The sequence below is a fragment of the Dongia sp. P2_B8 genome, from assembly GCF_056404715.1.
On the sequence record NZ_JBFUDM010000001.1, the window covers coordinates 343,662 to 360,838 of the forward strand.

General features: G+C 62.2%; 14 protein-coding genes and 1 pseudogene. 9 read left to right on the forward strand and 6 right to left on the reverse strand.

The features are described 5' to 3' along the window. Nucleotides 1-6: 6 nt before the first annotated feature. The 5 genes from trpA to pyrF form a co-directional block, all read right to left on the reverse strand. Nucleotides 7-834 (reverse strand): tryptophan synthase subunit alpha, encoded by an 828-nt coding sequence (trpA, locus tag AC1DWZ_RS01480; RefSeq protein WP_477167088.1) that lies wholly within the window; start codon nucleotides 832-834, stop codon nucleotides 7-9. Then, complete coding sequence (gene trpB / locus AC1DWZ_RS01485; protein ID WP_477167089.1) at nucleotides 831-2,057, reverse strand: tryptophan synthase subunit beta; 1,227 nt, start codon at nucleotides 2,055-2,057, stop codon at nucleotides 831-833. The genes trpA and trpB overlap by 4 nt, the downstream gene beginning before the upstream one ends. Before the next feature lie 119 nt (nucleotides 2,058-2,176). Next, nucleotides 2,177-2,824, reverse strand: coding sequence for a phosphoribosylanthranilate isomerase (locus tag AC1DWZ_RS01490; RefSeq protein ID WP_477167090.1), 648 nt, complete (start codon nucleotides 2,822-2,824; stop codon nucleotides 2,177-2,179). Next, nucleotides 2,824-3,618 carry a hypothetical protein gene (locus tag AC1DWZ_RS01495; protein ID WP_477167091.1) on the reverse strand — a complete coding sequence of 265 codons (795 nt, stop codon included), beginning with the start codon at nucleotides 3,616-3,618 and terminating at the stop codon, nucleotides 2,824-2,826. Before AC1DWZ_RS01495 ends, AC1DWZ_RS01490 begins: the two co-directional genes overlap by 1 nt. Nucleotides 3,619-3,659: 41 nt before the next feature. Continuing rightward, nucleotides 3,660-4,406, reverse strand: a complete 747-nt coding sequence (gene pyrF, locus AC1DWZ_RS01500) for an orotidine-5'-phosphate decarboxylase (RefSeq protein ID WP_477167092.1) — start codon at nucleotides 4,404-4,406, stop codon at nucleotides 3,660-3,662. Nucleotides 4,407-4,616: 210 nt separating this feature from the next. Between pyrF and AC1DWZ_RS01505 the strand changes: the two genes are divergently transcribed. The 5 genes from AC1DWZ_RS01505 to AC1DWZ_RS01525 all read left to right on the forward strand — a co-directional run bounded on the left by AC1DWZ_RS01505 (nucleotide 4,617) and on the right by AC1DWZ_RS01525 (nucleotide 10,582). Beyond that, nucleotides 4,617-5,090, forward strand: coding sequence for an RrF2 family transcriptional regulator (locus AC1DWZ_RS01505; RefSeq protein WP_477167093.1), 474 nt, complete (start codon nucleotides 4,617-4,619; stop codon nucleotides 5,088-5,090). A 62-nt stretch (nucleotides 5,091-5,152) separates the two neighbouring features. Next, nucleotides 5,153-5,971: a trypsin-like serine peptidase gene (locus AC1DWZ_RS01510; RefSeq protein WP_477167094.1), complete on the forward strand. Its 819-nt coding sequence runs from the start codon at nucleotides 5,153-5,155 to the stop codon at nucleotides 5,969-5,971. Nucleotides 5,972-5,974: 3 nt separating this feature from the next. Next, nucleotides 5,975-6,871: a trypsin-like serine peptidase gene (locus AC1DWZ_RS01515; protein WP_477167095.1), complete on the forward strand. Its 897-nt coding sequence runs from the start codon at nucleotides 5,975-5,977 to the stop codon at nucleotides 6,869-6,871. Nucleotides 6,872-6,975: 104 nt separating this feature from the next. Then, a complete protein-coding gene (locus AC1DWZ_RS01520; RefSeq protein WP_477167096.1) occupies nucleotides 6,976-9,042 on the forward strand; it encodes an oxidoreductase in 2,067 nt (688 codons plus the stop codon). A gap of 13 nt (nucleotides 9,043-9,055) precedes the next feature. Next, nucleotides 9,056-10,582: a trimethylamine methyltransferase family protein gene (locus AC1DWZ_RS01525; protein WP_477167097.1), complete on the forward strand. Its 1,527-nt coding sequence runs from the start codon at nucleotides 9,056-9,058 to the stop codon at nucleotides 10,580-10,582. Here AC1DWZ_RS01525 and AC1DWZ_RS01530 read toward each other — a convergent pair. After that, the gene (locus AC1DWZ_RS01530) at nucleotides 10,579-12,555 is read right to left on the reverse strand and encodes a methyl-accepting chemotaxis protein (RefSeq protein WP_477167098.1); all 1,977 of its coding nucleotides are present in this window, start codon (nucleotides 12,553-12,555) and stop codon (nucleotides 10,579-10,581) included. The genes AC1DWZ_RS01525 and AC1DWZ_RS01530 overlap by 4 nt on opposite strands. Nucleotides 12,556-12,729: 174 nt before the next feature. Here AC1DWZ_RS01530 and AC1DWZ_RS01535 point away from each other — a divergent pair, with 174 nt between their 5' ends. From AC1DWZ_RS01535 to AC1DWZ_RS01550, 4 genes and pseudogenes are all read left to right on the forward strand, one after another. After that, complete coding sequence (locus AC1DWZ_RS01535) at nucleotides 12,730-14,088, forward strand: ABC1 kinase family protein (RefSeq protein ID WP_477167099.1); 1,359 nt, start codon at nucleotides 12,730-12,732, stop codon at nucleotides 14,086-14,088. A gap of 161 nt (nucleotides 14,089-14,249) precedes the next feature. Then, nucleotides 14,250-15,395, forward strand: coding sequence for a Re/Si-specific NAD(P)(+) transhydrogenase subunit alpha (locus AC1DWZ_RS01540; protein ID WP_477167100.1), 1,146 nt, complete (start codon nucleotides 14,250-14,252; stop codon nucleotides 15,393-15,395). Between the two features lie 9 nt (nucleotides 15,396-15,404). Next, nucleotides 15,405-15,764: pseudogene (locus AC1DWZ_RS01545) on the forward strand (NAD(P) transhydrogenase subunit alpha part 2); the annotation flags it as partial. Between the two features lie 54 nt (nucleotides 15,765-15,818). Next, the gene (locus AC1DWZ_RS01550; RefSeq protein WP_477167736.1) at nucleotides 15,819-17,174 is read left to right on the forward strand and encodes an NAD(P)(+) transhydrogenase (Re/Si-specific) subunit beta; all 1,356 of its coding nucleotides are present in this window, start codon (nucleotides 15,819-15,821) and stop codon (nucleotides 17,172-17,174) included. Nucleotides 17,175-17,177: the final 3 nt, after the last annotated feature.

Sequence of the window (17,177 nt, forward strand, 5' to 3'; positions counted from 1 at the left end):
AACGACTTAAGCCCTGGCGGCGCGGACGCCGGCGGCGAGGCTCTTCACAAGGTCAAGTGCTGCCTGGGCAGCGTGCGGTCCGGGCTTGCCGTCGCTGCCGATCTCGGCGGCGATCTTGTTGACCACGGCGGAACCGACCACGGCAGCATCCGCGACCTTGGCAACCGCCGCAGCGCGTTCCGGCGTCGAGATGCCAAAACCAACCGCAATCGGCAGATCGGTGTGGCGCTTCAGCCTGCCGACCGCAGCGGTGATATCGACGTCGGATGCCGTGCGGGTGCCGGTGATACCCATGATCGAGACATAATAGACGAAGCCTGACGTGTTGTTGAGCACTGTCGGCAGGCGCTTGTCGTCAGTCGTGGGGGTGGCAAGGCGGATGAAGTTCAGGCCGGCCTTCAGCGCCGGCAAGCACAATTCGCTGTCTTCTTCGGGGGGCAGGTCGACCACGATCAATCCGTCGACCCCGGCGGCATTGGCGTCCTTCAGGAATTTCTCGACACCATAGGAATAGATCGGATTGTAATAGCCCATGAGCACGATCGGCGTCTTCTGGTCCTTGGCGCGGAATTCGCGCACCAGGCTCAGCGTCTTGGGCATGTTCTGGCCGTTCTTGAGGGCGCGCAACGACGATGCCTGGATGGCGGGGCCATCCGCCATTGGATCGGTAAACGGCATGCCGATCTCGATCACGTCGGCCCCCGCATTCGGCAGGCTGAGGATGATTTCGCGTGACACTTCGTAAGTGGGGTCGCCGGCAGTCACAAACACCACCAGGCCACCGCGTTTCGCCGTTTTCAAATCGGCGAAGCGGCGTTCGATCCGCGTGCTCATAGTTTCGTTCCCAGACGTTCGGCAACGGCAAAGATGTCCTTATCGCCGCGACCGCACAGATTCATGATGATGATATGGTCCTTGGGGCGGGTCGGCGCCAGCTTCTGCACATAAGCGAGAGCATGGGCCGGTTCCAGGGCCGGAATGATACCCTCGACCTTGGCCAGCATCTGGAAGGCATCGAGCGCCTCCAAATCGGTGGCTGAGACATATTTCACGCGCTTCATTTCGTGGAGCCAGGAATGCTCGGGCCCGATGCCCGGATAATCGAGGCCAGCCGAAATGGAGTGTGCGTCGATGATCTGGCCGTCACCGTCCTGCAGCAGGTAGGTGCGGTTGCCATGGAGCACGCCGGGGCGGCCGCCCGTGAGCGAGGCGGCATGACGGCCGGTCTCGACACCATCGCCACCGGCTTCGACACCAATGATCTCGACCTCGCGATCATCGAGGAAGGGATGGAACAGGCCGATGGCATTTGAACCGCCACCGATGCAGGCGACCAGCGTATTGGGCAGGCGGCCTTCGGCCTCCAGTATCTGCGCCTTCGCTTCGACACCGATGACCGACTGGAAGTCGCGCACCATGGAAGGGTAGGGATGCGGGCCGGCAGCTGTGCCGATGATGTAGAAAGTGTTCTCGACATTGGCGACCCAATCGCGCAACGCCTCGTTCATCGCATCTTTGAGCGTTGCCGTTCCGCTATGCACCGGAATGACTTCGGCGCCCAGCAGCTTCATGCGGAAGACGTTAGGCTGCTGGCGGGCGATGTCGGTGGCACCCATATAAACCGTGCAGGGCAGGTTGAAGAGCGCGCACACGGTCGCCGTCGCCACACCATGCTGGCCGGCGCCGGTCTCGGCGATGATGCGCGTCTTGCCCATGCGCTTGGCCAGCAGGATCTGGCCCATGCAATTGTTGATCTTGTGCGAGCCGGTATGGTTGAGCTCGTCGCGCTTCATGTAGATCTTGGCGCCACCCAACTCACGGCTGAGGCGTTCGGCAAGATAAAGCGGGCTCGGCCGGCCGATATAATGGGCGCGGTAATAATCCATCTCTTGGGCGAATTTCGGATCGATCTTGGCCGCGTTATAGGCCGCCTCCACCTCGAGGATGAGGGGCATCAGCGTCTCGGCCACGAACCGGCCACCGAAGATGCCGAACCGGCCATGTTCATCCGGCCCGGTGCGGTAGGAATTGGGAGGGGTGGCGGCGGCTGTGCTCACGGGATCAAAGCTCCGAAACGCGGGGAAAATCGGGTCAAAACAAGTAGATTCGCTCGAAGGGCGCAATCAACCATAGCAGCGGGCAAAGGTCAAAGCCCTAACGCCACCCGCAGAGCCCCTCAGAGGCTCTGCGCCAACGCTATGAACTCTTTGATTTTATTTATATTTTTCTCGCCAGGGCGATCCTCGACCCCAGACGATGTATCGACCGCAGCGGCCCCGGTTCGCGTCACCGCCTCCCGGAGATTGCCGGCATTGAGCCCGCCGGCCAGCATCCAGGGCAAATTGAAGCTGTGGCCCTTGAGCAACGCCCAATCGAAGGAGAGGGCATTCCCGCCCGGCAAGGCGTTGGCCATGGATTTGGGCGGCTTGGCATCGAACAGCAGGCGGTCGGCCACCGTTTCGTAATCATGCGCGGTGGCGATATCTGCAGCGTCCGCGACGCTCACCACCTTCATCACCGGCAGGCCGAAACGGGTCCGGATCTCAGCCACCCGCGCCGGCGTTTCATGGCCATGAAGCTGCAACAGGTCGAGCGGCGCTGCGGCAAGAATGCCGGCAATGACCTCGTCGCTCACATCGACGATGAGACCGACCTTGGTGACGCTTGACGGCACCAGCTTGCCCAACTCACCGGCCAGCGCCGGCGTCAGGTAGCGTGGGCTCTTTGCATAGAAGTTGAAGCCCACCATGGAGGTACCGGCATCGATCGCCGCCGCTACTGTGGCCGGTGTCTTCAGACCGCAGATCTTGACATCGACCGGCATCACACGGTCTCCGAGACGAAGCGGGGATAGGCCAGCACGAAGAGCGTCACCTGCACCGCCATATAGGCGAGCGAAATGAACGATGAGAGAGCGCTGAAGGCAAGCGGTGCCGCCTGCAAGAGACCGAGGCCGGCAAACAGAAGCGCCAGCAGGGATTGTGCGGCAAAGGCCGGGAACGCCAGGATCATCAAGGCAGCGACCAGCCGCCCACCCTGGCCCTTGGTCCGTGCCCAGGCGGTCTTGTATGGCATCGGCGCATCAAGGGCGATGCCGATCCAGGCTGGTGACAGGCGCGTGAAAAGCGCCAGATAGCCAACCACCATCACCAGCATCGAACCGAATAAGGCGATCGTCGCCAGGCCGACCAAGGACAGCACGATGCTGATGACCAGGGAGGCGCCGAAAGAAATCGCCACCAGCATCACCATGACCAAAGCAAACTTCAGATGCCGCAGGCTGAGGCTGAGGCCGAGACCCGGTACTGCCACGTGCCCCATCGTTATCTGGCGGATCCAATTGACGCTGAAGACGGAGATCACAGCGATGAGACCCAGGCTCGACAAGGTCATGCGCAGGATCATGTCGAGTAGGACTGACGGGTCCGCACCGACACCTTTTCGCAATTCCTCATACATCGTGGCCTGGGTCGCTTCGAGCCCGTGGAACAGCAAATAGAGGGGCACGAAGGGTATGATTCCCAGGCGCAGCAAATCATCCCGTTCTGCCCAGACACGGCGACAGGCGGCAATGGCCAGGGGAAAGGGCTGCAGATATGGCTGGCTTGGGCGATTCATGGGCGCAACGGGATTCTTGCAAGAGTGTTGGGCAACGATGGTCAGGCCTTGGCCCCAAGGGCGGTGTCGATCTCAAGGCCGATGCGGCAGGCAGCTTCGCGCACATCGGCAGCCTGGGTGATCGGTCGACCGATCACGAGATAGTCGGCACCTGCCTTGGCAGCATCGCCTGGCGTGCGAACGCGTTTCTGATCGCTGCCCGCTTGCTTGCCGCTGGCTGCCCAATCGGGACGCACGCCCGGCACCACCAGCAGGAAATCCTCGCCGACTTCGCGCCGCAGCGCCTCGATCTCATGGGGTGAGCAAACCACGCCATCGAGACCAGCGCTGCGGGCCAGCAGTGCCAGCCGCTTGACCTGGTCGCTGACTGGCGCGTTCTGGCCGACAGCACCGAGATCCTGGTCGTCGAGCGATGTGAGGACGGTAACGCCGACGATCTTGGGGCGGCGTACCTTCAACGCGTCGGCGTTCTCGGCCGCGGCATCGCGCGCTGCCTGCATCATGGCGCTGCCGCCGCCGGCATGGACAGTCACGATATGCGGCTGCAAGGGCACGATCGCCCGCAAGGCGCCAGCCACGGTATTGGGAATGTCGTGGAGTTTCAGGTCGAGGAAGATCGGAAAGCCGGTCGCGGAGATGCGCCGATAGCCCAGCGGACCATTGGCCAGAAAGAATTCCAACCCAAGCTTCACGCCGGCCACGGCGCCATCCAGACGATGCGCCCAATCCACCGCTTCGTTGACGGAGACGGTGTCGAGTGCCGCCAGAACTTGCCCTTTGCTGCCCACGCTGGATCTCCTTGACTGTAAGCCCGTTGCCGGGTCATCCCGGCTGGCTTTTAACCTATAATATCGCCAGCGTCACCCGGGGCGGCGGCCGGGGTGGCGGATTGACGCGGATTTTCAGTATTTTAGCCTCCGCAGTGGCTGTGAAACCAGCCTTCCAACCGCTGCCGCAAGACGATAAGCTCTGCCCGAACAAGGCCTATGGTGCGCAAGATGCAACTGACCCAGTTCTCCGACTATTCGCTGCGGACCCTGATCTATCTGGGGCTGCGGCCAGATGAACTGGTCACGATCGAGGAGATCGCCGGCGCCTACGGCATCTCGGAAAGCCATCTGACCAAGGTCGTTCATAAGTTGGGGAAGCTCAACATCATCGACACGGTGCGCGGCCGGCGTGGCGGCATGCGCCTCAATCTGACGCCAGCGCAAATCAATATTGGTGCGACCGTGCGCCTGACCGAGGGCAATCTCACCATCGTCGAGTGCTTCGATGTCGAACACAATACCTGCCCGATTGCTCCTGTGTGCGGCTTGACGGGCATCTTGCACGAGGCACTGGAAGCTTTCATGAAGGTGCTCGACCGCTACACGCTGGCCGATGTCCTCAAGAACCGGCCGGCCTTTGCCGCCTTGCTGGCGATTCCCATCGCCGATCCCGGCAAGCGCCGCGCGGCCGGACGCGCCTGACGCCCCATTCAGACATAGATACGCATGTCCTTCCGTCGACCCCATCTCGCTAGGAACCCTTGATGCAGAAATCACCGCTCCCGACGCTGGCCGCTTCTGCATCCAGCCGAATGGCGATCCTGGCCCTCGCCGCGTTGTTGACAAGCTGTGCGACTCCCATCCGCACCGTCGACCGGCCGAGTGCGCCTTTGCCCTGGTCTGCGGCGATTGGCCGGTTGGATGCAAAGGATGGGTCCTGTTCGGCGACGCTGATCCGTCCCGACGTGATCTTGACGGCCTCGCATTGCCTTTACGGCCGCGGCAACGCCACCAAGATCACCGACTTCACCTTTACCCCGGCATTGGATGTCGGGCGCGAACGGTTGAAGCCGGTCAAGGTTACGACAGTTCTCGCCATGGGTTGGCCGATCACGCCGGATACCAGCGGCAAGCTGCGCGGCGCGCCAAAAGACGATTGGGCGGCCTTGCGCATTTCACCGCCGATCGACTATGTGGCGCCACTTCAGGTCGAAAAGCTGGACGTCAGCGGCATCTACCAGCGCATGAAGACGGGCAGCAAACTGTCGCACGCCGGCTATGGCGTCTATGGCGCTTTTTCCGGCAAGCGGTTGCAGATGCGCGACAATTGCAATCTCATCCGCGATGCCGAAGAAATCCTGGAAACGGGTCACGACGTCATCGTCAACAGCTGCGACGTCATTCCCGGTGATAGCGGCGGACCCATCCTGCTCACCGATCCCACTGGCCAGCATCATGTGGTGGGTGTCGTGACCAATTTCTGGGGTGCCCATGGCGGCAAGGATTTCTCCAGCTTCGGTCCGGCGTCCGTCTATTTCGCCGACAAGATCGGGGCGGATACCACAGCCAAATCGACACCCTGAGCGATGTCGCGGGGCAGACCTTCCAGCCGCCTTGGCCTCATCGCCCTTTTTCTGGCGGCCTGCCTTGCTGGATGTGCTGCGCGGCAGCCGGCTGTGCCACCCACCGTCACAGCGCCGGCGCCCATGCCCTGGACGGCCGCCATCGGCAAACTGCTGGTCGATGGGGCTGATCCTTGTACTGCCATTCTGGTGTCGGCGGACGTCATCCTGACGGCATCGCATTGCCTGCATCAATTGGCGGTGCCGGCCGATCCCGCCAGCTTGCACTTCGAACCCAATTTCGGGGCTAAGCCTGACCTGCAGGCGACACAGGGGATAGCACTCCGCGCGCAGGGCGGTGCCATTCACGATGGCCGCCTCAAGGGGTTGGAACAGGTCGCGGCGGACTGGGCCCTGGTCGCCATCAGCCCGGCCGTGACCAAGGTGCTGCCAATCCCGCTCGCCCCTCTCACCTCTGCCGACATCCGGGCACGGCTGGCGGGTGGTGCCAGGCTGTTCACCGCCGGCTATGGCTATGGCAGCATGAAGTCGCTGAAGCAGCATAGTCACTGCACGATCGTCGAACCCATGGACGCCATGCCGGTCTACGAACAGAGCGTGCTGGTAACGACCTGCATCATCCGCCTAGGTGATAGCGGCGGACCGGTGATCCTGCTGGATAAGGCAGGCAGGCCCAGCCTCATCGGTGTTTTTGCCGCCTTTGGATTGAACGCGAAGACCGGCCTCTCCTATGCCGTCAACGTGGCCAGCGTGGCGCCCTATCTCAAGGACGGGCTGATCAGCGCCCTGCCAGTTGACGCTGCCCTTGTGACTTTGGCGGACGTGGCGGTCTTTTTTCCCGACCCGGCCGAGCTCCCGGTGCGGCCCCGTCCGGATGGCTTTGGCGCCAGGCGCGATTGACTCTTCGCCGCAAGCTGTATACAGCTTAATCAACCTTCTGAAACAACGTAAGAAACTAGGCGCTGCGGGGAGCTGATCCAGCGGCGTTGCTGGGGAGACTGACGGTGCCGCGCAATCCTCGTTACGACATCCTGTTCGAACCCGTGAAGATCGGGCCGGTGACGGCCCGCAACCGCTTCTATCAGGTGCCGCATTGCACCGGCATGGGATACGACCTGCCACACTCCGTATCGCGCCTTCGGGAACTGAAATCGGAAGGCCGCTGGGGCGTCATCAATACCGAATATTGCTCGATGCACTGGTCGTCGGAAGATGCGCCCTACCGCCTCTGCGCGCTGTGGGACGAGAACGACGTCAAGACCCAGTCGCTCACCGTCGAAAAAATCAAGAAGCATGGTGCGCTCGCTGGCGTTGAACTGTGGCACGGCGGCAATCACAGCCCCAACCGCTGGAGCCGCGAAACGCCGATGTCGCCCTCCGGCTCCAGCCAGCATGCGGTCTTTCCGATGCAGAGCCGCGCCATGGACCGGGAAGATATCCGTAATGTCCGCAAATGGCAGGTGCAGGCCGCCAAGCGGGCCAAGCGCGCCGGCTTTGACATCGTCTATGTCTATGCCGGCCATGGCTATCTGCCGTTCCAGTTCATCACCCAGCGCTGGAACCAGCGACGGGATGAATATGGCGGATCGATCGAGAACAGGTCGCGCCTGCTGCGCGAGATGATCGAGGATACCAAGGAGGCGATCGGTGATAGCTGCGCCGTTGCCGTCCGTCTCGCGGTCGATGAATTGATGGGCCCGGACGGTGTCCAGGCAGCGGAAGAGGGCGAGGCTGTCATCTCGCTGCTGGCCGAGTTGCCGGACCTTTGGGATGTCAACGTCTCCTATGTCGACAATGACTCGCTCTCCTCGCGCTTCGGCGCCGAGGCGCATCAGGAAAAATTCACCAGCTTCGTGAAAAAACTCACCACCAAGCCGGTGGTTGGCGTCGGCCGTTTCACTTCGCCCGATACCATGGTCGACCAGGTAAAGCGCGGCATCCTCGATTTCATCGGCGCAGCGCGCCCTTCCATCGCCGATCCGTTCATCCCGCTCAAGATCGACGAGGGGCGGGAAGACGATATCCGTGAATGCATCGGCTGCAACATCTGCCGCGCCCAGAACAATTCCGGCGTCCCGCTGCGCTGCACGCAGAATCCCACTATCGGCGAGGAATATCGCCGCGGCTGGCATCCTGAGATCATGAACTCGAAGAGCGGTCATGGCGACGATCCGGTGCTGATCGTCGGTGCCGGTCCCGCCGGCCTCGAATGCGCGATGAGCCTGGCGAAGCGTGGTTACGACGTGGCCCTGGCCGATGCATCGCGCGAACTTGGCGGCCGGCTTAATTTCGAGCCGAAACTGCCGGGCCTGTCCGCCTGGGCGCGGGTGCGCGACTATCGCCTGGGCCAGATCGCCAAGCTGCCGAACGTCGAGATTTTCCGTGAAAGCCAGATGGACAAGGCAGCGCTGCTGGAGTCCGACTATCGCCACATCATCCTGGCAACCGGTGCCGCCTGGCGGCGCGATGGGGTCGGCCATAACGTCTATGTGTCGGTCCCAGGCATGGATGCCGCCAACGTGCTCAGCCCCGACGACATCATGGCGGGGAAGAAAGTGGCTGGTCCCATCATCGTCTATGACGATGACCAATATTACATGGGCGCCGTCATTGCCGAGAAGCTGCGCCTCGAGGGCCATGACGTCACGCTGGTGACGCCGGGCACCGATGTCGCCACCTGGTCGGTCTTCACCGACGAGCAGTTCAAGACCCAGGCCAGGCTGATGAAACTCGGCGTGAAGCCGGTCCTCACCCACAAGCTCATCGGCTGGCAGGGCGATCACGGCACTTTCGCCTGCAACTATACCGGCACGGAAAAGCGCATCGTCGCTGCAACGTTGGTCAGCGTCACTTCGCGCATTTCCAACGATGCACTGTTCCTGGAATTGAAGGCCGATGAGGCGGGTCGCGCCCAGGCTGGCATCGTGACGCTCAAGAATATCGGCGACGCCGACGTGCCGGGTGCCATCGTGCACGCGGTCTATGCCGGCCATAAAGCGGCGCGCGAGTTCGGCGAGGCGATCGATCCCGATCAATTCCCGTTCAAGCGCGAACTCGTGTTTGTGAAATAGAGGGATCAAGGCCATGTCACGCGAAGCCACCAAGCGCCGCGAGCGCCGCCCGGTCCTGACCGGCCCCCGCCAGATGCCTTTCGGCAAGGTCGTCAACCGCTATCCGCCGATCGCGTTGCTCAGCGCCGACGAACTGGAATCGATCCATGTCGCCTCGCTGCGCCTGCTGTCCGAAATCGGCATGGAGGTGATGCATGACGAAAGCCGCAACCTGCTGAAGGCGGCGGGTGCCACGGTCGATGAATCCAATCAGCGCGTGCGCTTCGATCCGGCCATGATCGAGGAAAAGATCAAGACCGCGCCCTCCAGCTTCACCTTGCAGGCGCGCAATCCAGCGAAGAACCTCCATATCGGCGATGGCAGCATGATTTTTGCTGCGACCGGCGGTCCGGCTTTCGCCCACGATATCGAACGCGGCCGGCGCGCCGGCAATTACCAGGACATGTGCGACTACATCAAGGTCGTGCAATCACTCAACGTCATCCACCAGGAAGGCGGCTGTCCCTGCGAACCCACCGATCTGCCGGCGGATTCTCGGCATCTCGATTTCTATCTCGCGGCCATCAGATACACCGACAAAAACTGGCAATGCTGGGCGCTGGGCGGCTACCGGGTGGAAGATGCCATCGACATGCTGGCGATCACGCTGGGGCAGACGCGTGAGCAGCTGCGTGCCAATCCGGCGACCCTTACCATCGTCAATTCAAACTCTCCCCTGCGGCTCGATATCCCGATGGGCGAGGGGCTCTGCGCCATGGCGCGCGCCGGCCAGCCGGTGGCGATGACGCCCTTTACGCTCTCCGGTGCCATGAGCCCCGTGACCATCGCCGGTGCCTTGGCACAGCAGAATGCCGAGGCGCTGGCACTCATCTCGCTGGCACAGATCGTGGCACCGGGTGCTCCGGTGCTCTATGGCGGCTTCACCTCCAATGTCGATATGCGCACCGGGGCGCCTGCTTTCGGGACACCGGAATATGCCAAGGCGCAGCTGGCCTCGGGCCAATTGGCGCGGCGCTATAACGTGCCGTTCCGCTCGTCCAATGTGACGGCGTCGAACTGCGTCGACGTGCAGGCTGCCTATGAAGGCGGCATGTCACTGTGGAGCACGATCATGGGCGGGGTCAGCCTCATCGAGCATGCGGCAGGCTGGCTGGAAGGCGGTCTCACCGCCTCGTTCGAGAAACTGATCCTGGATGCCGAGATGCTGCAATTGATGCGCAGCTTCCTCGATCCTCTCAAAGTGGATGAAGACAATCTGGCTTTCAGCGCGATGCAGGAAGTGGGACCGGGCGGGCATTTCTTCGGGGCGCAGCATACTCTCACGCGCTTCGACCATGCCTTCTACGAACCGATGCTGTCCGATTGGCGGAATTTCGAGAATTGGTCGGAAAGCGGCGCCAAGACCGGGACGGAGCGCGCGCATTTGATCTGGAAGGATCTCCTGCGCACCTATGAAGAGCCGCCCCTTGACCCGGCCGTGGCGGAAGAACTTGAAGCGTTCGTCGCCAGGCGCAAGACAGAGATCCACGCGCGCAGCTAGGTGGCCCGGACGCGTGCCAGGAAGGTCTGCACTTCCTGGCGCAATTGACCGGCGAGTGTCGACAGGTCGCTTGCTGAATTGAGCAACCTGCCAGCAGCATCACCGACCATGCCGGAGGCCTGCGTTACCGCCGAGACGTTCATCGAGACTTCGTTGGTGCCATCGGCCGCCTGCTGCACGCTGCCGGCGATCTCCTGCGTCGCAGCACCTTGCTGCTCCACGGCGGCGGCGATGGCGCTGGCGATCTCGCTGATCTTCTGGATCGTGCTGCTGATGCCGTCCATGGCTTTGACGGCGTCACTGCTCACCCCTTGAATGGATGAGATCTGATTGCTGATCTCACCGGTCGCTCCCTCCGTCTGATTGGCGAGCGCCTTGACCTCGGAGGCGACGACCGTGAAGCCTTTGCCGGCATCGCCGGCGCGGGCCGCCTCGATGGTGGCGTTGAGGGCCAGCAGATTGGTCTGGGCAGCGATGCTCTGGATAAGGCTTACCACCTCGCCGATACGCTGCGCCGCCTGGGCCAGGCTCTTGACGGTGGCGTTGGTGCGGTCCACGCCAGCAACGGCGTCCCCGGCAATCTGCGTGGAATGCGTGACCTGCCGTCCGATCTCGGTGATCGAGGCGGCAAGCTCTTCCGCCGCCGCAGCAACGCTTTGCACGCTGCTGGTGGTTTCGGCCGCCGCGGCAGAGACGGCAATCGCGCGCTTATTGGTTTCTTCCGCCGTGGCCGACAAGCTGCGCGCGGAATTCTGCATGTCGGTGGCGGCATTGGCGACCGAACTCACGATGCCGCCGACACTCGTTTCGAACATGTCGGCCATGCTGTGAAGTGCTGCCCGTTGCTCGTCGGCGGCGCGCGTCTTGGCCCGGTCCTGTTCTTCCGCCAGCCGCTCCATCTCCAGCGCATTGTTCTTGAAGATCGTGACGGCTGCCGACATGGCGCCGATTTCGTCGCGCCGGCCGGCGCCGGGAACCACGATGCTCTTGTCGCCATCGGCCAGCCGCTTCATGGCGCCGGTCATCGCGACCACCGGCTTCGAGACCAATTGGCGGATGAGGAGGCCGAGCAGGATCAGGATGACGACGACGGCAATCACGGTGGTGATGATCGCCGTCTCCCGGAACTCGGTCAGGCTGGCATAGGCCTTATCCTTGTCGATGGCGAGGCCGACATACCATTTCACGGTGGGCAGGCCAGGGATCGGAAAGAAGGCGAACAACCGCTTCCCCTCGGCCAGCGAGACCTCGTTGATGCCGTCCTTGATGGTTGGTGGATTGCCGGGATAGACCTCCGACATCGGCTTCAACGTCCATTGCTTGTCCGGATGCGCGATGACGACGCCCTCGCCATTGACCAGGAAGGCATAGCCGATGCCGCCGAGATCGAGGCTGTTCACGATCTCGGTCAATTTGCCGATATCGAGATCGCCGCCGACCACGCCAACTTCCTCGGCCGCGCGGAACAAGGGCGTGGCCACAGTCACGATCAGCCCGCCGGTCGAGGCATCGATATAGGGCTCGGTCAGCGTGCTGGCCTTGGCAGCTATGGCGTCCTTGTACCAGGGCCTCTGCCGCGGGTCGTAGCCTGCTGGCAGTTCACTGTCGGGCCACATGGTCATTTTGCCGCCGGTGCTGCCGAAATAGGTGAACATGAAACTGTCGCCGAGAACCTTCTGCTGGACGGTCCGGTCGACGTTGGGCTGGCTGTCGTCGTTGGCCAGCGTCTGGGCGACGTTCTCGATCAGCAGCAGGCGACCATTGAGCCAGTTGGCAATACTGGTTGCGGTGAGGCCGCCGACGTCGCGCAGATGGCCCTCGAGGCTGGTGCGGATGGCGCTTCGCTGCTGGAAATCGATGAACAAGGTGAATGCCACGAATGTGACGATCACCAGCGCGGACGCGGCCAGCAGAATCTTGTGAATGAATTTGAGGCTGAAGCCGGCCTTGCTATGCTTGGTTTCCAGCGACATCGAATATCCCCTCTCGAAATGCGTCTCGATTGCGGGCGTATTTGGATGGTCGTGCGCAGAATGAAGGTAGCGAGGATTTGATTAAAACTTTCATACTGTTGGCGGCTTTCACTCCTATCGCCCAAGTAATTCCGCTATGATCCAATCCCTATGAAGGACGCGCAGAGAGACCATATGGCGAACGACAACGAAGCTAACTCCCTTTCCGGTCGCGTGAAGCGCTACGCCAAGGTCGGCCGCGCGATGGGCGGCTTGGCGGCGCGTGTCGCGGGTCAGCGTTATCTCGGCATCAAGGTCGACAAGGCGGAACATGCCTCCGACCTCACGGCGGCCTTGGGTGGCTTGAAGGGGCCGCTGATGAAGGTGGCGCAGATCATGTCCACCATCCCCGATGCGCTGCCGAAGGAATATGTCGAGGAGCTGCGCCAGCTGCAGGCCAATGCACCGGCCATGGGCTGGCCCTTCGTCAAGCGGCGGATGGCGGCGGAACTCGGCCCTCAATGGCAGAAACGCTTCAAGGAATTCGGCCATGAGGCGGCAGCGGCGGCGTCATTGGGGCAGGTGCACCATGCTGTCTCGCTCGACGGCCGCAAGCTGGCCTGCAAGCTGCAATACCCGGACATGCAATCGGCGGTCGAGGCGGACCTCTCGCAGTTGAAGCTGATCTTCCGGCTCTATGAGCGTTACGACCGCGCCATTGCCACCGAGCATATCCATTCCGAGATCGCCGACCGGCTGCGCGAGGAACTGGATTACGAGCGCGAGGCCAAGGCCATGGCGCTCTATCGGCTGATGCTGGCGAGAGAGAAGGAGGTCCATCTCCCCGAACCGCTCCTCGACCTCACCACCAGGCGGCTTCTCTCCATGACCTGGATCGAGGGCGAGCCGCTGATGACCTTCCTGGAGAAGAAGCCGTCGGTGGAGCTTCGCAACAAGGTTGCCTACAACATGTTCCGCGCCTGGTACGTGCCGTTCTATGAATACGGCATCATCCATGGCGATCCGCATCTCGGCAATTACACGGTGCGGCCACAGAAATCGAAGGACGCCGGGGCCGTCAACCTCATGGATTTCGGCTGCATCCGCATCTTCGATGCGAAGTTCGTGAAGGGCGTCATCGATCTCTATTGGGCGCTGGAGCGCGGCGACCGGGACATGGCTGTCCATGCCTATGAAAGCTGGGGCTTCAAGGGCCTCAACAAGGAAGTGATCGACGTCCTCAACCGCTGGGCCAAGTTCGTCTATGGCCCGCTGCTGGAGGATCGTACCCGAAAGATCCAGGAAGAGAGCAGCGGCATCTATGGCCGCGAGGTGGCTGAGAACGTCCATGCCGATCTCCGCCGCCTGGGGCCGGTGACCCCGCCCAAGGAATTCGTCTTCATGGACCGTGCCGCCATCGGCCTGGGCTCGGTCTTCCTGCATTTGAAGGCCGAGATCAACTGGTACCAGCTGTTCCACGAGCTCATCGCCGACTTCGACGTCAAGGCGCTCGCCAAAAGGCAGAAGGCGGCGTTGAAGGAGGTTGGCCTCTAAATCCTCCCACTTTCATCCTTAAAGCCGCTTGTCTCATCTCGCATCCGCGGGCAATCTTGGCGCCGCTTGGGGTGGGGGCCGCGGGGGTGATGCGTGTCCCGATTCCCAAATATTAATTCAGCCGGTTCAACGGTTTAGATCCAGAGAAGATTGGGGAGCGCATGAAGATCGGCATCCTGAAGGAACGGCGCGCGGCAGAGAAGCGCTGCGCCGCCACGCCGGAGACGGTGAAGAAATATATCGGCCTTGGCGCCGAGGTGGTGGTCGAGACTGGGGCGGGTGTGGCCGCCTCGATCTCTGATGCCGCCTTTGAGGCCGCTGGGGCCAAGATCGCAGCCGATGCCGCCGCGACCGTGGCGGGGGCCGATGTGGTCCTCAAGGTGCAGCGACCGATGACGGCGGCCGAAGGTGCCGATGAACTGGCGCAATTGCCCAAGGGTACAACGCTCATCGCCATCCTCAATCCCCACGGTGCCAAGGAGCAGGTGGCGAGTTACGCCGCGGCTGGCGTCGACGCGATGGCCATGGAACTGGTCCCGCGCATCAGCCGCGCCCAGTCGATGGATGTGCTCTCCTCCCAGGCCAATCTCGCCGGCTATAAGGCGGTGATCGATGCCGCGGCCGAATTCAACCGCGCCTTCCCGATGATGATGACAGCGGCCGGCACCGTGGCGCCAGCACGCGTGCTGGTGATGGGTGCCGGGGTCGCAGGATTGCAGGCGATCGCGACCGCGCGGCGCCTGGGGGCCATCGTGTCGGCAACCGACGTGCGGCCGGCCTCGAAGGAGCAGGTGAAAAGCCTCGGCGCCACCTTTGTGGCCGTCGAGGATGACGAGTTCAAGCAGGCGGAGACGACCGCCGGATATGCAAAGCCGATGAGCGAGGCCTATCAGGCCAAGCAGGCGGCGCTCATCGCTGAGAACATCCAGAAGCAGGACATCGTCATCACCACAGCACTCATCCCTGGCCGCAAGGCACCGGTGCTGGTGACCGAGGAGATGGTGAAGTCGATGAAGGCCGGCTCGGTCATCGTCGATCTCGCGGTCGAGCAGGGCGGCAATTGCCCACTCTCGGAATTGGGCAAGGTCGTTGAGAAGCACGGCGTCAAGCTGGTGGGCCATGCGAATGTACCCAGCCGTCTTTCGGCGGATTCAACGGCACTCTATGCCAAGAACCTCCTTAATTTTGTGWCGCTGCTGATCGACAAAGAGAGCAAGCAGCTCAAAATCAATTGGGAAGATGAGATCGTCAAAGGCGTCGCCCTCACCAAGGGCGGCCAGGTGATCCATCCCAACTTCCAGGCTTAAGGGGATACTGCCATGGATGAAACAATAACGGTCACCGATGTCGCCGCTGCTTTGGCGCCGGCCGATCATGTACCTTTCGTGCAGCTCTTCACGGTCTTCGTGCTGGCCTGCTTCGTCGGCTACTACGTGGTGTGGCGCGTGACGCCCGCCCTGCATTCGCCCTTGATGGCGGTCACCAACGCGATTTCCTCGGTGATCATCGTCGGTGCGCTTATCGCTTCGGGTGCTGCGGCCTTTGGCATCAGCCAGGGCATGGGGCTGGTTGCCGTGGCGCTGGCCGCGGTCAACATCTTCGGTGGGTTCATGGTGACCTACCGCATGCTCTCGATGTTCAAGAAAAAAGAAACGCCGAAGCAGGGGGGCAAGTAAGTGAGCCAGAATCTCGCAGCCTTCCTTTATCTCGTCGCCTCGGTCTGCTTCATCATGTCCTTGCGCGGGCTCTCCAGCCCGGCAACGTCGCAAGGTGGTTTGCGCTTTGGCATCGTTGGCATGGTGATTGCGATCGGCACCACCCTGGCGCTGCCCAGCGTGGCCGGTTCCTCTTACGTCGGCATCATCGTGGCGCTGGTTATTGGCGGTGCGATCGGCACGGTCATTGCCCGGCGCATCCAGATGACCGCCTTGCCGCAGCTGGTCGCGGCCTTCCACAGCCTGGTGGGTCTTGCCGCCGTCGCCGTGGCCGCTGCTGCCTTCTATGCGCCGGTCGAGTTCCATATCGGGACACCGGGCGACATCCACCCCGGCAGCCTTATTGAAATGGGTCTCGGTGTCGCCATCGGTGCCATCACCTTCACCGGCTCGATCGTGGCCTTTGCCAAATTGCAGGGCCTCGTCTCTGGTGCGCCGCTCGTATTCAAGGGGCAGCATTTCCTCAATGCGGCCTTGGGGATCGCCATCGTGGCACTCATCGTGGCACTGATCCTCGGCCAGTCGCAGCCCTTGTTCTGGGCGCTGGTTGTCGTCTCGCTGGTGCTGGGCTTCCTTGTCATCCTGCCCATCGGCGGCGCCGACATGCCGGTCGTCGTCTCCATGCTCAACTCCTATTCCGGTTGGGCTGCCTGCGGCATCGGTTTCACGCTCTCCAACCCGCTCCTCATCGTCACGGGCGCGCTGGTGGGTTCATCCGGCGCCATCCTCAGCTACATCATGTGCAAGGGCATGAACCGCTCGATCTTCAACGTCATCCTGGGCGGCTTTGGCACCGATTCCGGTGGTGCCGCTGCAGCTGGGGGGGCAAAGGCTGCGGACCGTCCGGTGAAGGCCGGCAGCGCTGACGATGCGGCCTTCATCATGAAGAACGCAGCCTCGGTCATCATCGTGCCCGGCTACGGCATGGCGGTGGCGCAGGCCCAGCATGCTTTGCGTGAAATGGCCGATCTTCTGAAGAAGGAAGGCGTCAAGGTCACCTATGCCATCCATCCGGTGGCAGGCCGCATGCCGGGGCACATGAACGTGCTCCTCGCCGAAGCCAACGTCCCCTATGATGAGGTGTTCGAGCTCGAGGACATCAACCGCGACTTCGCGCAGGCGGACGTTGCCTTCGTCATCGGCGCCAACGATGTCACCAATCCGGCCGCGAAGACCGACCCCAAGAGCCCGATCTTCGGCATGCCGATCCTCGATGTCGAGCAGGCCAAGACCGTTCTGTTCATCAAGCGCTCGATGGCGTCGGGCTATGCCGGCGTCGATAACGAGCTGTTCTTCCGCTCCAACACCATGATGCTGTTCGGGGATGCGAAGAAGATGTGCGAGGATGTGGTGAAGGCCTTCGGGCACTAAACC

Coding starts and splice junctions, on each gene's coding strand:
- trpA (WP_477167088.1), bottom strand. CDS start 834: ATGAGCACGCGGATCGAACGCCGCTTCGCCGATTTGAAAACGGCGAAA.
- AC1DWZ_RS01490 (WP_477167090.1), bottom strand. CDS start 2,824: ATGCCGGTCGATGTCAAGATCTGCGGTCTGAAGACACCGGCCACAGTA.
- AC1DWZ_RS01495 (WP_477167091.1), bottom strand. CDS start 3,618: ATGAATCGCCCAAGCCAGCCATATCTGCAGCCCTTTCCCCTGGCCATT.
- AC1DWZ_RS01505 (WP_477167093.1), top strand. CDS start 4,617: ATGCAACTGACCCAGTTCTCCGACTATTCGCTGCGGACCCTGATCTAT.
- AC1DWZ_RS01510 (WP_477167094.1), top strand. CDS start 5,153: ATGCAGAAATCACCGCTCCCGACGCTGGCCGCTTCTGCATCCAGCCGA.
- AC1DWZ_RS01515 (WP_477167095.1), top strand. CDS start 5,975: ATGTCGCGGGGCAGACCTTCCAGCCGCCTTGGCCTCATCGCCCTTTTT.
- AC1DWZ_RS01525 (WP_477167097.1), top strand. CDS start 9,056: ATGTCACGCGAAGCCACCAAGCGCCGCGAGCGCCGCCCGGTCCTGACC.
- AC1DWZ_RS01530 (WP_477167098.1), bottom strand. CDS start 12,555: ATGTCGCTGGAAACCAAGCATAGCAAGGCCGGCTTCAGCCTCAAATTC.
- AC1DWZ_RS01535 (WP_477167099.1), top strand. CDS start 12,730: ATGGCGAACGACAACGAAGCTAACTCCCTTTCCGGTCGCGTGAAGCGC.
- AC1DWZ_RS01550 (WP_477167736.1), top strand. CDS start 15,819: ATGTCCTTGCGCGGGCTCTCCAGCCCGGCAACGTCGCAAGGTGGTTTG.